Origin of the sequence: Pandoraea soli (assembly GCF_902459595.1) — a bacterium.
GTDB lineage: Bacteria > Pseudomonadota > Gammaproteobacteria > Burkholderiales > Burkholderiaceae > Pandoraea > Pandoraea cepalis.
The window spans coordinates 53,494-67,179 of record NZ_CABPSG010000001.1 but is presented as its reverse complement, the minus strand read 5'-3'; the positions used below and the strand labels follow the sequence as shown (position 1 = coordinate 67,179).

The 13,686-nt window shown below is 64.3% G+C and carries 9 protein-coding genes; 2 read left to right on the top strand and 7 right to left on the bottom strand.

The features are described 5' to 3' along the window. Window positions 1-68: 68 nt before the first annotated feature. The 3 genes from PSO31014_RS00265 to PSO31014_RS00255 all read right to left on the bottom strand — a co-directional run bounded on the left by PSO31014_RS00265 (window position 69) and on the right by PSO31014_RS00255 (window position 5,676). The gene (locus tag PSO31014_RS00265; RefSeq protein ID WP_150549773.1) at window positions 69-1,076 is read right to left on the bottom strand and encodes a hypothetical protein; all 1,008 of its coding nucleotides are present in this window, start codon (window positions 1,074-1,076) and stop codon (window positions 69-71) included. Window positions 1,077-1,567: 491 nt separating this feature from the next. After that, window positions 1,568-4,585, bottom strand: a complete 3,018-nt coding sequence (locus PSO31014_RS00260; RefSeq protein ID WP_150549772.1) for a putative bifunctional diguanylate cyclase/phosphodiesterase — start codon at window positions 4,583-4,585, stop codon at window positions 1,568-1,570. A gap of 218 nt (window positions 4,586-4,803) precedes the next feature. Next, on the bottom strand, window positions 4,804-5,676 hold the full coding sequence (locus PSO31014_RS00255; RefSeq protein ID WP_150549771.1) for an N-acyl amino acid synthase FeeM domain-containing protein: 873 nt from the start codon (window positions 5,674-5,676) through the stop codon (window positions 4,804-4,806). Window positions 5,677-6,039: 363 nt separating this feature from the next. Between PSO31014_RS00255 and PSO31014_RS00250 the strand changes: the two genes are divergently transcribed. Beyond that, window positions 6,040-6,528, top strand: coding sequence for a MarR family winged helix-turn-helix transcriptional regulator (locus PSO31014_RS00250; RefSeq protein ID WP_217424897.1), 489 nt, complete (start codon window positions 6,040-6,042; stop codon window positions 6,526-6,528). Window positions 6,529-6,610: 82 nt separating this feature from the next. Continuing rightward, window positions 6,611-8,164 carry an MDR family MFS transporter gene (locus PSO31014_RS00245; protein ID WP_150549769.1) on the top strand — a complete coding sequence of 518 codons (1,554 nt, stop codon included), beginning with the start codon at window positions 6,611-6,613 and terminating at the stop codon, window positions 8,162-8,164. Window positions 8,165-8,171: 7 nt separating this feature from the next. Here the strand turns inward: PSO31014_RS00245 and PSO31014_RS00240 are convergent, their stop codons facing one another. The 4 genes from PSO31014_RS00240 to PSO31014_RS00225 all read right to left on the bottom strand — a co-directional run bounded on the left by PSO31014_RS00240 (window position 8,172) and on the right by PSO31014_RS00225 (window position 13,682). Next, window positions 8,172-8,966 (bottom strand): IclR family transcriptional regulator, encoded by a 795-nt coding sequence (locus tag PSO31014_RS00240; protein WP_246176212.1) that lies wholly within the window; start codon window positions 8,964-8,966, stop codon window positions 8,172-8,174. A 192-nt stretch (window positions 8,967-9,158) separates the two neighbouring features. Then, a complete protein-coding gene (locus PSO31014_RS00235) occupies window positions 9,159-10,736 on the bottom strand; it encodes an AMP-binding protein (RefSeq protein WP_150550373.1) in 1,578 nt (525 codons plus the stop codon). A gap of 74 nt (window positions 10,737-10,810) precedes the next feature. Next, window positions 10,811-12,562, bottom strand: coding sequence for an ABC transporter permease subunit (locus PSO31014_RS00230; protein ID WP_150549767.1), 1,752 nt, complete (start codon window positions 12,560-12,562; stop codon window positions 10,811-10,813). A 46-nt stretch (window positions 12,563-12,608) separates the two neighbouring features. Continuing rightward, window positions 12,609-13,682, bottom strand: coding sequence for an ABC transporter ATP-binding protein (locus tag PSO31014_RS00225; protein ID WP_150549766.1), 1,074 nt, complete (start codon window positions 13,680-13,682; stop codon window positions 12,609-12,611). Window positions 13,683-13,686: the final 4 nt, after the last annotated feature.

Genomic DNA, 13,686 nt, shown 5'->3' with positions numbered 1-13,686 from the left:
CCGTGCGGAGGCCCTCTCGGCAAGGACTTTCGCGCGTCGTCTGGCGTGGGTGCCGCGCGTGGCAGACGTTACGGCCGCCCGTGCGTGCCGGTCGAACGCCACGTCGGCAGGGTGCCAAGACCGGCGCTTTCGCCGCCGGCGTCCGGCACGACCAGACTCAGGTTTCGGCGACGCAGCGCGCGCCAGTCGACCTTGGCGAAGATGTCCTCCCCCAGCGCGCTCGCGTACGACAGGTTCTCGACGCGCACACCGCGTGCGCGCAAGACCGCCGCCGCGTGGCGGAACGACGGTTCGATCAGGCTGGAGAACTCCACGTCCAACCGCGTCGGTGCACGCGTTTGCAGCGTCTCGTAGAAGCGTGGCGTCTGCGCGGCGTCGCGCAGATCGACCCCATGTAGATACAACTCGGTGAAGCCGAGCCATGTCGCCACCTGAAGTGCGAAATACGCCACGGTGCCACCGTGGAAGAAGCCATGATCGAGATCGAAGCTGTAACCGAGGCGGCCCTGCTCGCCCAGGAACGTCGCGCTTGCCGCGACCTGCGGATCTGCACGCAGGGCTTCGGGGGTCCTGGCCGCGTCCATCCCGCGCTTGAAGATATCGTCCACAAGATAGAAGCGGCACCCGAACGCCGACGCCGGGAATGTGTCCAGCAGACGGGCGAGCACGACGGGCGTGACGAACAACACCAGATCACGCGCCACGACGCGGCGCGCCAGGTCAGGACGCTGACGCACGAAACCGGCGTCGAGAATGCAATAGAAATTGAATTTGACCGGCGCGTGGTCGGTCAGCGCGATGGCCCCATTCACGCCCATGACGTGATGCATCGGCAGCGCTTCGTAATCGATATCGGCAACCGACGGGCCGCTGGCGATGATGTGGCACGGCAAGCGGCGCAGGCGCTGCAATTCGGCGCGCCGAACGAGTGGCACCCGGCGCGAGCGCCACGTAAAGCGCTCGATGGCCCCCATGGCGTCGCGCTCGATGCGCGCGTGCGGCCAGAGGCGTTCGTTGTGCCGCCACTTCGCGGTATGGCTGTAGCGGTAGACGAGTTTGAGAAGCGTCGAGATCATTGTCGTTGTTCTGGCTAGGTCATACGGTTGCGCCGCGCGCATCTCGTGAATGTGCGCGGTCCTAACCCCGTTGCATATCGCGTGCCTGTCATTTGCCGAACGCCGATGCGCCGCATTGCATTCCGCGTCATGCCCCGCCCACGGAAACGGCTCGCCGGCGCATGGAGGATGCGCTCCACCACGTCGATGCGTTGATTCTGCCACCCGGCCTTTATCGGGGACAAGATTTATTCCAATTGGAATTCTTACTTCGGGTTACGTTTTGATGACGCCCAGAAAAAAATGGCTTGACGCGAAAACGCCCGATTCATGGGGGTTTCCGGCAGATTGGGTACTGCGGACGGAGTGCCGCACGGGAGTCGGGCGGGCAATACAGTATTGCGGAAAATACAGATAATTCGCACGACAAATCGTCGACTGATGCGACTTTCATCGGCTGACGGACGCACCTCGCCGACGGACTGTCGAAGCGTCGCGTCGGGAGAATCGAATCAGTGCAACGTCGAGTTGCTGCGATGACGCGGGTAGAACGCATCCCCCAACTCGACCAGCAATGACGCCAATTGCGGATCGCGAACGAAACTGATGGCCGAGTCGGCGGCCAGAATAGCCTCAGGCGTTTGCGGGCGCGCAATCAGGAACCCCTGGACATAGTCGACCCCCAGTTCCGACAAGGCTTCAAGCGTTGCGGCGTCTTCCACCCACTCCGCGACGCTGCGAATCCCGAGATTCTTCGCCAGCGCCACAATCGCTTCGACGATCGCCAGATTGGCCGGATGCGCCGCCATGCTTTTCACGAACGCGCCGTCGATCTTGATGGCGTCGACCGCGAGATCCTTCAGGTATGAGAAAGAACTGAAGCCCGCACCGAAGTCGTCGAGCGCGATGCGCCCGCCCATTTGGTGAATCCTATCGACAAAGCGACGCGTATTGTCGAGATCGTGCAATGCCACGGTTTCCGTGATCTCGATGCACAGCAACCCGACCGCACGCTCATGGGCCGCCAGTGTGGCGAAGATGTCCCGAATGAAATGTTCGTCGTTGAGCGACGCCCCCGACAGATTGACGCAGACAAATCGTGTTTTTGTGAGACGGTCGCGGTTAAAGTCGATCCAGGCGAGCGTGTTCGTCAGCACCCATTTATCGATCATGCCGATGCTGCCGTTCTCCTCGGCCGCGCTGATGACACGCGAGGCCGGTACGATATTGCCGTCGGAATCGCGCATGCGCAGCAGCACCTCGAAGTTGAGCGACTCGCCGGGCGACGCCATCTCCATGATCGGCTGCATTTCGAGAAACAGCGTGTTGGGCGTGAGCCCGGCGTCGAGCGCATCGATCAACCGCAATTCGGCGAGGCGCTCACGAAATGCCGCGGCCCCGCGCTCGTAGACCACCAGCTCTCGGCGACTCTTCTTGGCTTCGCGACAGGCGCGGTCGGCCGACGAAATCGCGTCGGGCACCCGCATATCGGCCGTCAGCTCGATGACCCCGGCCGACGCGCGCACCTGGAACGCACGCTCCCCGATCTGATACGGCTCGCCGCAAATCGCGTCGACCAGACGCCGCGCCACGGCGGCCGCCTCCTTGATCGTTGCATCGCGAAACACCACAATGAACTCATCGCCGCCGGTACGACCCACGCTCTGATCCGTCGACAGGCGCGCGCGCATCCGGTCGCATGCCTGGCGCAGCACCTCATCGCCCGCCGCGTGACCGAACAGATCGTTCACGAGCTTGAACCGGTCCAGATCGAGATACGCCAGTGCCGCCGGCCGGGCGTCGGATAAGGTACGAATCGCCTCGGCAAGCGCCTTTTCGATGCCGCGCCGGTTCGAGACACCGGTGAGCGGGTCGTTCTCCGCCAGATAGCGCAATTGCTCCATCGTGCGAGCCCGTTCGGTGATGTCCTGCAACGAGCCTTCGATTCGACCTGCGGAAAAAATAGCCTTGACGAGATAGCGGCTGGTGCGGCCGTCGTCGCGGGGTAGCGAGAGAATTTCGAGTTCCGATTCCTCGCTGTGCTGCGCGACATCGAGCAGCATGCGCCACGTGCTCTGGCCGAAGAACTGGTCCCAGCGGAACGCTCGCCCTTCGGTATTGGGAATGCCCAGCATGGTGTGCAACGCCGCGTTGCCACGAACGAAAATACCCTGATCGTCGAGGGTGAACAGACCGACGGGCGTCACGTCGTAAGCGTTGCGCAGTTCGGTCTGGGCTTCGAGCTTGCCCTGGTGCTCGGCCCGCATCTGCTCGGCGATGGCCAGCGCCGCCATGAGGCTAGAGAACAGCGCCGCAGTCACGCTGTTGAACGCCGTCGCCAACGCGCGCACATTGAACGCGGCGGCGATCACTTCGGAAAACGTGGCAAACAGGACGATGGACAGCGACGCGCTGTACCACATCGCGACCCGCGAGCGCGTCAGCACGAGAATGCGGGTCAGCAGCACCAGGACGATGGCGATGCCCAGGGCGGCCACAACCCACAGCACGGGGATGAAATGCGCATACGGCAATGCGATGGCCGCGCAGCAGAGCACCACGCCGGCCCATTGCAGCACCATCACCATCCACCGCCAGCCGATGCGGCGCAACTCCCGCTTGAAGAGCTGCGTGAACAGTGAATAGGTCAGCACGTAGTAGATGGCGAACGTCGCCTTGCGCACCAGGGCGTCAAGGTCGGTCGGAATGGCGCGTTCCAGCCATTGCGTGTCGGCCCCGAGCGAGTTTGCCGCGAGCCGCAAGTTGCCGATCAGCCACGCCGCGAACAGGACATAGAGCCATTCCTTGTTGATGATGGCGGTGACGAGCACGAATGCCGAAAGCGTCAGCAGACCGCCTTCGAGCAAGCCGTTGCTGCGATGGAACTCCCGTTCGGAGACATTCAGTTCGGACGCCGGCCAGGCTACCAGCGTGAGATGCGCCGGCCCGGTGAATGTGCCCTCGCAGAGGAGCGTTACCGGCGCCACGAGTTGCCCGAGATCGATAGCAAAGCCCGCTTTCGACATTCGGATCGCCCCGCGCACGGCGCTGCGGTCCGCGCGTCCGATGGCCGGGGCGTCGGGGTTGCGCCAGCAGATCAGCGTTTGCGCGTGGCGCGAGGGAAATTCGATGACCGTATGTTGGGCGGCACCCACGGGCGGCACGGTGACGCGGAACCACACCGGCGCCTCGGACAGATGCGTGCTGAACTGCCGAACGGCGGGCGCGCGCTCAAGGACGCTCTGCACCATCGGCGGGCCGAACGTCGCGGGCACATCGCCTTTCGCCTGAAAGGTCAATGATGTTTCGCCGCGCACGGCGTACTGGCTCTCCTGGAACACCAGCACCAGGCCCGAGAGGAGCATGATGGCGGCGGGAACGGCGTACAGCGAAATGGTGCGAAAAAGCTCGTCGAGCCGCGCGCTCACGCGCCAGCGGCGCCGCGTACCGGAGCGTTCCGCCCACTCGTCGGCGAAATCGGTCGAATTGCGGCTGTAATCGTCACGCTCGTTGCCGAGTTCCCCCGCCATAGAAATCTTAAGCCCTTATCTTGTTGGTCGCCCCCGCGATCATCGCCGGGCAAGGCGTACCCCTCGGCACGCCCTGCCGGCCGGGCCGGTCCTGGCCCGTGCGACCCCGATGCAGGCCGACACGGGCAGGTCTCTTTTGCCCGTCTTGCGCGTTATCGCCATCGCCGAAAAAACCGAATGCGGCAGGCGACGGGATAACGTTAGTTCGAATAACGGCATTACACCGACAAGCTGAAGCCTGATGCACCGCATCGTACCGCGTCGCCACCAAAAGATAAATCCCGCAAATGCGCGCCAACACTGGCTTCGCCCGATGACGCCCGCACAACGTCCTGCATTCCGGGCACCCCCAGCCGCAGGTCGGGATGATGGGTGAGGCACATATAGGCGAACAAAGGATGCTCCGCCGCCTGCCAACGCGTGCGTGCCTGCGCCACGTCGAGCGCCAGCACGCGGTGTCCGATACCGCCGACGTGTGCCATCGGGATCAGGGCTTGCGACGGAAACACATCGATAAACATCAGGGCTTCATACTGCCGATGCAGCGGCGGACGCGCCGTAATCACCATCCAGTCGACATCGGACAGCAGGCAATACTGATAGAACGCCTTGAACAGTGCGGTCTTGACGACACGTCCCGCCGGCCCGGCCACCACGCCCAGACGCGTCGCCTCGGCCAGCGCGGCGCTGTCCAGCCACTGGGGCAACGGCGCCGAATCTTCGAGATGCAACGGCTGGTAACGGTTGGTCTGGATACGCATCGTGCCAAGGACCGCGCCGTCGAGCCGCGCGCGCGCCACGAGCACGATGGCCCCCGGCTCGCGGTCGCTGGGCTCCGGCTCGTTCAACGTGGCGGCCAGATCGGGAAGGTGGCGACCGTAGGCGGCCTGACGCATGGCGACCGCGTCGCGCAACGCGGCATCGTCGCTCGCGATGGTGACGATGAAGGGCAGACGTTCTTCGCGCAGGGTATCGAGATCGGGCGCCGGGGCCTGCACCGGGGCCGACAACGACGTGGGACGACGTTGGCCGGACGGCAGGTCGGTCGGGGCGATGGACAGGACATCGGAGGCGTGGGCAAGGTCAAACATGATTGATACTCCTTAAGGTCAATAGAGGATGAGTGCCATGCACGGGCGGGCTCGCCGATGCATCGCACATATCCTTTCTTGACCCGCCAAGGCGAAGTGTCAAGTGCTTATTTTTCTTGGCTTTTTCAGATTTTCACGGGCGGCGCAACGGCGTCTGGCCGGAGATCGTGCTCGCCGCCCGGGAACCCGCGTCGCATCGGGCGAAACCGGCCGACCGCGTTTCGGCGCCTTTGGGGGGCGAGTTTGGGTGTCACCTATTTGCGACAGTTGCAGTCCGAAGAAAGACTCTGGCAAAATGATAAACCTGTTTACTAAATGACCTGGCCGGGACTGCCCAACGGCGCCCCCGGCACGCCCTCCGATATGCCGAAAATCGATTGGTCTTCCCGTTTCGGCACGCTGGTACACGACGTCGCGCGCGTTCATTCGCGCCTGTTCGACCGGCGTGCCCGCGGCAACTTCGACCTCACGCGTGCGCAATGCCGCGTGCTGGTCATGTTGCATCGCTATGGGGTCCAGACACAGGCCGAACTGGCCGAACGCATGGAGTTGACGCCGATGGCGCTGGTGAGACTGCTGGACCGGCTCAGGGACAAGGGACTCGTGCGGCGCGAACGGGATCCGAACGACAAACGCGCCCACCTGCTTTATCTGACGGAGGCCTCGGAGGCCAAGATCGACATGATCGTCGCGTTCGCCAATGCCACCGAACGCGAAGCGCTGGCCGACCTCACGCCAGCCGAGCGGGGCGAACTGTCGCGCTTGCTGGGCAAGGTGCTGACGAACCTGACGCGCGCCGAATCCGAATGCCCGCCACCGGCACGCCGCGGCGAAGAAGCCGCGCCGGAGTAAGCCGCCGGCGCGGGAGACAACGCGTGCGACGCATCGATGCGTCGCACCGCCGTCACGATAACCATCACGATCCAGCAAAGAAATGAGCGTGTCACCCCCCGAAACAGCGGACGATCCGGGCAAGCATCGCTCGCTCGTCAGCCTGTCCGTTATGCTCGCGACGGTGTTGCAGACACTCGACAGCACCATCGCCAACGTGGCACTCCCCCACATGCAGGGCAGTCTTTCCGCCTCGCAGGACTCGATCACCTGGGTATTGACGTCCTATATCGTGGCGGCCGCCATCGCCACGCCGCTCACCGGCACGCTCTGTGCGCGCTTCGGGCGCCGGCGCGTCTTCCTGTGGTCCGTCGCCGGCTTCACGATCGCCTCGGCCTTGTGCGGCATGGCGCATTCGCTCACGGAAATCGTGGCCGCCCGGCTGTTCCAGGGGATTTGCGGCGCGGCGCTCGTGCCGCTGTCGCAGGCGACCATGCTCGACATCAACCCGCCGCACAAGCACGGCTCGGCGATGGCGGTGTTCGGCATGGGCGTGATGGTCGGGCCGATTCTCGGCCCGTCGCTCGGCGGCTGGCTTACCGACAGCTACAACTGGCGCTGGGTGTTCTACATCAACCTGCCCATCGGGTTGATCGCGTTTCTCGGCATTGCTGCTTATCTGAGAGAGCCGCCGGAGCAGAAGGCCGGGAAATTCGATGTGCTCGGTTTCGTCACCCTCAGTCTGGCCATCGGCCTGCTGCAACTGCTGCTCGATCGCGGGGAACAGCAGGATTGGCTGAACGCCACCGAGATCTGGCTGGAGATGCTCGGCGCCATCATCTGCTTTGCGTACTTCGTCATCCACACGTGGACGGCCGGCGAGCATTCGTTCTTCGACCGCGCGTTGCTGCGTGACCGAAACTTCAACACAGGCGTCGTCTACATCTTTGTCGTCGGCATCATTCTCTACGCCACGCGTGCCCTGCTCCCGCCGATGCTGCAAAGTCTGTTCGGCTACCCCGCGATTCTCACCGGGATGGTGACGGCGCCCTCCGGCGCCGGGACGATGGCCGCCATGCTGATCGTCGGACGCCTGGTCGGCAAGGTCGACGTTCGCTACCTGCTGGGTTTCGGCTTCGGACTCACCGCCTATTCGCTGTATCTGATGGCCGGTTACTCGCTCACGCTGCGGCCGTCTGACATTGTCTGGCCGGGGGTCATTCAGGGTTTCGGTCTCGGCTTCGTTTTCGTGCCGCTCACCACGGTCACGTTTGCCACGCTCGCCGGCACGCTGCGCGCGGACGGCGCCGCCATCTACAGTCTGTCGCGCAACATCGGCAGCAGTATCGGTATCTCGGTCGTGCAGACGCTGCTCACCCAGAACACGCAAGTCAATCATGCGGTGCTCTCGGAGCGCATTACGCCGTTTACACAAGGCGTGGAGGCTTACGTGCAGACGTACGGTGCCGCGGCGATGGCCGCCCTGAATGCGGAAGTCACGCGACAGGCGGCGATGATCGCCTACCTGGACGACTTCCGACTGATGATGGCGCTCACGATCGCCGTCATGCCGCTGCTACTCTTCATTCGGCTGAAAAAGCGCACCCCCGGCGAGATCGACAAGCACGACGAGATCGTGCACGTGGCGGCCGACTGACGCGGCGTCAGCTCTCCTGGCGACGCCGCGCCGACAACGCGCCGGCCGTCTGGATCACGAGATCGGCGAAGCGCCGTTCGTCGCGTTCGGCGTTCCACCGCACGCGCGGCACGGCAATGTTGATCGCCCCGATGGCCCGGCCGTCCTGGTTCACCACGGCCGCTGCCGTCGAAATGTCGCCCATGAAGAATTCGTCTTCGGTGTGCGCATATCCCTGTTTGCGAATGCGCGCGAGCCGTTCCTTGATCTTGCGCGGCTGCGCCACGGTCGCCGGCGTGAACTGCACGAGATTCGTGCGCGCGAGAATGTCGTCGACCTCGGCATCGTCGAGCGTGGCCAGCAACGCCAGCCCAGGTGCCGTGCAATAGGCCGGCAGGCGCGAGCCGACGATGACATTCGCATTGAACACGCTGCGGCTCACAATGCGCAGCACGAACACGATGTCCGTGTCGAGCCGCACCGTCAGGTTCGTCGCCTCCTCGGTTTCCGCAGCGAGTTGCTGAAGATACGGGGCGGCGCGGCTGACGAGTTCGTTCGAGACGAGGTAGTGATACGTGAAGTCCAGCAGCTTCGGCGAGAGTTCGTACTTCTTGCTCTGCGGGTCCTTGAGCAGATAGCCCAATGCCGAGAGCGTAAAGGTGAAACGCTGCGCCGCGCTGATGTCCAACCCCGTGGCCGACGCGATTTCGGAGAGCGACAGATGGCGCTTCGACCCGTCGAACGCCGTCAACACCTTCATCGCCTTTTCCACGGACTGCACGTAAAGCGTGGATTCGGTCGATGGGGCGGTGGCGGCCGCTATCTCGCTGGCGGTTGCCGCTTTGGCGCGGGTGCGGGGTGTCTTGGAGGTGGCCACGATATCGATGGAATGGGGCAGGCAGAGACGAATTATCTCATAAAAATAACAATCTATCTTATACCGATAACACAAGAATCACGGTTATCGTGATCATCATCGTGCCGATGACCGTGACGGCCGTCCTGCCCTCATGGGTTACGTTGCCGCCGTGAGCTCCCACGCCTGCGAGGTATCGCGCGAGAGCAGATGCTTGCGGATGCGCTCCGACGGCGTCGTCTCGAAACGTTCGGTGGCGCGATAGTAACGCGGTCGCTGGTAGCTGGCGAGTTTGTCGGCGGCCCATTGCGCGAGTACCGTCCAATCGAGCGTCTGGCCATCGCGAAACTGAACGTAAAGCATCACGTCCTGCTCCCCGATGTCGCTTGCCACCCCAATGGCGGCACAGGCCGCCACCGCCGGATGTCGCGCAAACACGCGCTCGATCTCCCAGGCGGACACGTTCTCGCCACGCACGCGCATGCTGTCCGTGCGCCGGCCGATGAAGACCAGGCTGCCGTCGTCGCTACGCCGCGCACTGTCGCCCGTAAAGAGCTTGCCGTCGCGCAACGCCTTCGAGGTGGCTTCCGGATTATCGAGATAGCCCGGCAGGAAGACGCCTTCCACCTCGCTCGACAGCACGATCTCACCAGGTTCTCCGTCGGGCACGGGCTGGCCGGCGTCGTCGAGCAACTCCAGCGTCAGCCACGGCAGGGCGTGACCGATCGAGCCCGGCACTTGCGCATCGTTGAGGGTGGCGAAGCTCGAACATTCCGTCATTCCATAGCATTCGCGCAACGTGCATTGCAGGCGCTCGCGCGTGGCTTGCCAGGCGCTCGCCGACACGCCCGCGCCCCACGCCACGCGCAACGAGTTCCGTACCGGCTGGGCGTCGCGCGGCAGTTGCATGAGGATGTCCAGGATACCGCCGAGATAGTGCAGATGCGTGGCCTGCGCGGTCGCGCATTGCTGCCAGAAGCGGCTGGCCGAGAATCGCTCCACCACATGCATCTCGACATCGGCGAGAAAGGGCAGCAGCAGCATCTGGGCACCGCCGATATGGCATAGCGGCTCCCACAGGAACAGCCGGTCGCCGTCGTGCGCATTGGCCACACGCAGCGCCGCCTCACTGGCGATGCGCATCATACGGTGCGTGAACAGCACGCCCTTGGGCGCGCCGGTGGTGCCCGAGGTGTAGATGATGCACAGTACCGACGCAGGCGCGAGCTCCGCCGCCGCCGGCGCGGTACCCGTGTAAGCGGCGGCCTGGGTCATGACTTCCGCGAGCCAGTGACGAACGACGCGCGTCCCGTGGTGCCCCGGCTGCTGTGCCGCGAGGGTGGCACCGGCGTCGAGCACGTCGGCGAAGGCCGGTTCGGCAATGAGCAGTGTCGGCTTGGCGTGGCCGAGCAAATACTCGATGCCGTCGCCCTTCAGGCGTGTGTTGACGGGCACCCACACCAGCCCGGAGAGCATGAGCGCGTAGATCAACGCCACCTGCGCCGAACTGTTACCCAGCATGACCGCCACGCGGTCGCCCGGCACGAGGCCTTGCGCGGCGAGCCAGCCCTGCATGGCGCCCACGCGCGCGGCCATCTGGGCCCGATCGATGGCTTCGCCTTCGAACACGACGACCGGCTTGGCCGACGTGGCGTGCAGCCCCGCCATCAACAGCGGCACCACGTCGAGCCGATCGCCTTCGGCCCGCTGGGGAAAGTATTTCGTATATGGATGCATGGAAGAAAACGTCTGCGCATTCACCGGCGCAACTCGGGCAACGTTGGACATGGACATACGGAATTCCGCGGATATCAATAGCGCTTGCGTTTGAAGATCGACGACAGCCAGACGATGAATACCATCAGGAACACCAGCGAGGTCGCCACGGCAGCCAGCGTCGGCGTGACGGCCAACTGGATGTCGTCCCACATCTGCTTGGGTAGCGTGGTGTTGATGCCGCCAGACACGAAGATGGCGATCGTCAGGTCGTCGAACGACACGATGAAGGCGAACAGGAATGCCGACCCCAGGCTCGCCGCCAACAACGGCAGCAGCACAGTGCGCACCCGGGTAAAGGCCGATGCACCGAGCATCTTGGCGGCATCGTCGAGCCGCCAGTCGAAGCGCTTGAAGCTCGCCGACAGCGTGACCACGACATAGGGAATCGCAAGCACCGTGTGGCCGATGACGAGACCGGCATTGGTGCCTGCGAGCCCCCAGCGCGCGAACAAATACAGCAAGCCGACGGCGACCACGATACGCGGCACGATCAACGGCGCGATGAACATGGCGAACAGCGGCTTTCGCCAGCGCGACGGTAGCCGCACGAGCGCCAGGCTGGCGCCGAAACCGAGGATGAGGGCAAGCGTCGCCGTGGCGAAGCCCACGCCGAGCGAGCGCAGCAACGCCGCCTGCCATACGCTCGACTCGATGAACGCCACGAACCATTTCACCGTGAAGAGTTGCGGCGGGAACGCCACGAACGACTGCTTGGTAAAGGCCAGCGGCACCACGAACGCGATCGGTAGCACCAGAGCGAACACGACTGCCCCCGTATACGCCTTGAGACCGAAGCCGCCCTCCGCCCGCGTCCGCCCTCTCGATAGCGACAACTTGCCCGCGAGGCGGCCGACGGCGATCAGCATCGGCAACATACGCCCACCGGTCCCCGCACGGCGTTCGGGCGCTTCGCCTGCGAGCGACGACAACCCCACGACGCGGTCGTACACGAAGAACACGACAATCGAGCACAGCAGCAGCACGCTCGAGAGCGCGCCGGCAAAGCGCAGGTCGAACAGATCGAGTACCGACGAGATGACGAGCTGCGCCACCATCGATTCGCGCGGCGAGCCGAGCAGTGCGGGCACGATGAAGAACCCCAGGCTCGTGATGAAGACCAGCAACCCGGCCGCCGCCGCGCCCGCCCCGGACAGCGGCAGGAAAACGGTGAAGAAGCCCGTCGCCCGGTCGGCACCGAGCGTTTGCGCCGCCTGCACCAGTTGCATGTTGATGCCGCGCATGATCGGCAACATCGTCATGACGGCGAGCGGCAGCATCGCGTGCACCATGCCGATCAGCACACCGGTGAGCGACGGCGCAAGCGTGCCCGCGCTATCGATCAGCCCGAGATGCGTGGCCACGACCGTGAGCAGGCCGGTCTTCGAGAGCAGCAGCATCCACGCATACGTCTTGACGAGATAGCTGGTCCAGAACGGCAGCACGATCCACAGCAACCAGCGCTCACGCGAGCGCGCCGATAGCCGCGCGAGCAGATACGCCACCGGATATCCGAGCAGGACCGAAAGCCCGGCGGTAAGAAACGCAATCCAGAACGTCGAAGCCAGCACTTTGATGTACACGGCCGAGTGCGTCATGCGGGCAAACTGGGCGACGGACAGCACACCGTCGGCATCGTAGAGGCCGCCCTGCAGAATCTCGACGACCGGTACGATGAAGAACACCACGAGGAACAGCAACGCGGGCAAAGCCGGCAACCACCGGGCCACCTGTCGCGGCCAGGCAATACGGGGCCCCGCCTGAGGTAGGCGTTGAACAAGCCACATGACAAAAACTCCTGAAGCGGATGACGAGGACGTTGGCGCAATACGCTCAGCGCGTGAGCAGCGTCGCACGGCCGTGATCCCACGCCAGTCCGACGCGCTCACCGACACGCGGCGTCAGATCGCGCGGGCAGCGCACGGTAAAGTCGGCCGCTTGCGCCCCATCGTTCTCCTGCCCCAGCGAGACAATGGCGCGCGTGTCCGATCCCACAAAAACGACTTGGCGAATCGTGCCGGCGAGCGCCCCGTCTTCGGGCGACGTCAGACGCGCCGCCTCCGGGCGCACCAGAAGACTGGCCTCCCCCGCCGCGGGCAAGTCGGGGCTCGGGCCAATGGGCAACAGACGCTCGCCCACGCGTAGTCCAACACGGCCATCGGCCATGCGCTCGACCACGCCATCGAGCAAATTGGAGTGACCGAGGAAATCGGCCGCGAAACGTGTGGCCGGGCGGTCGTACAACTGTGTCGGCGTACCGATCTGCTCGATGCGTGCCTGGTTCATCAGGCAAATGCGGTCGGACAGCGTAAGCGCTTCGTCCTGATCGTGTGTGACGTAGATGAACGTCGCCCCCAACTCCTGATGCAGTCGCCGGATTTCCAGTTGCATGTGCTCACGCAATTTCTTGTCGAGCGCGCCGAGCGGTTCGTCGAGCAAGATGATCGAGGGACGGAACGCGAAGCAGCGCGCCAGGGCAATGCGTTGCTGCTGCCCGCCCGACAGCTCCGACGGCAGTCGCTGCGCGAACGCTTGCATCTTGACCATCGCGAGCGCGGCGTCGACGGCCGGCGCCAGTTCGGCGCGCGGCAGCTTGCGCATGCGCAAGCCGTACGCCACGTTGTCCCAGACGGTCATGTGCGGAAAGAGCGCGTAGCTCTGGAACACCATCCCGATGCCGCGCTTGCCGGGCGCTTCGTGTGTGGCGTCGCGCCCGTCGATGAGCAGTTGCCCGGCGCTCGGCTCGACCAGCCCCGAAATCATCTGCAACAGCGTGGTCTTGCCCGAGCCTGACGGCCCGAGCAAGGTCAGAAACTCTCCCGCCGCGACCCGCAGGTCAGTCGGCAGGAGCGCGGGGGTCTCGCGATACGTCTTGGCAAGACCGAGGGTTTCCAGTTTGGTACTCATAGTC